Origin of the sequence: Maribellus luteus (assembly GCF_003576475.1) — a bacterium.
GTDB classification, from domain to species: domain Bacteria; phylum Bacteroidota; class Bacteroidia; order Bacteroidales; family Prolixibacteraceae; genus Draconibacterium; species Draconibacterium luteum.
In genome coordinates this window covers 1-565 of sequence record NZ_QWGR01000194.1, presented here as the reverse complement: position 1 = coordinate 565, position 565 = coordinate 1, and the positions used below count along the sequence as shown (strand labels likewise).

Below are 565 nucleotides of genomic sequence, written 5' to 3'. Positions count from 1 at the left end.
GCAGGCTCTCCGTCAGGTTGAACACGGATTCATACAACGCCACGTCGATCACCTGCCCCTTGCCGCCGCGCGCATCGCGTTCGTACAGCGCCAGTAGCACGCCCAACGCGCCATGCAAACCGGCGATGGTGTCGCCGAGCGACAGCCCCGCCCGGGCAGGCGGGCGCCCCGGCTCACCGGTCAAATAGCGCAGGCCGGCCATGGCTTCGGCAATGGCCGCAAAGCCGGGCTCATCGCGTTTGGGCCCCGTCTGGCCATAGCCTGACACGCGCAACATGATGAGCTTCGGATTCACCGCCGAAAGCGCCTCGTACGAGAGCCCCCACTTTTCCATCGTGCCGGGCCGGAAGTTTTCGATCAGGACATCGGCTTCGGCCGCCAGCTTGCGTACGACTTCCTGCCCTTGCGGCACCCGCAGGTCGACACAGACCGACTGTTTGTTGCGCGACTGCGCCTCCCACCAGACTGATGTGCCCTCGTGCAGCATCCGCCATTTGCGCAGCGGGTCGCCCTGCCCCGGCGGCTCGATTTTGATGACCTGTGCGCCAAAGTCGGCGAGCGTCTT

General features: G+C 65.7%; 1 protein-coding gene. It reads right to left on the bottom strand.

Going from position 1 to position 565, the window contains the following annotated elements:
- Window positions 1-565: CaiB/BaiF CoA transferase family protein (locus tag D1614_RS28560; RefSeq protein WP_147384404.1), on the bottom strand; the 565-nt coding region annotated here is incomplete at both ends.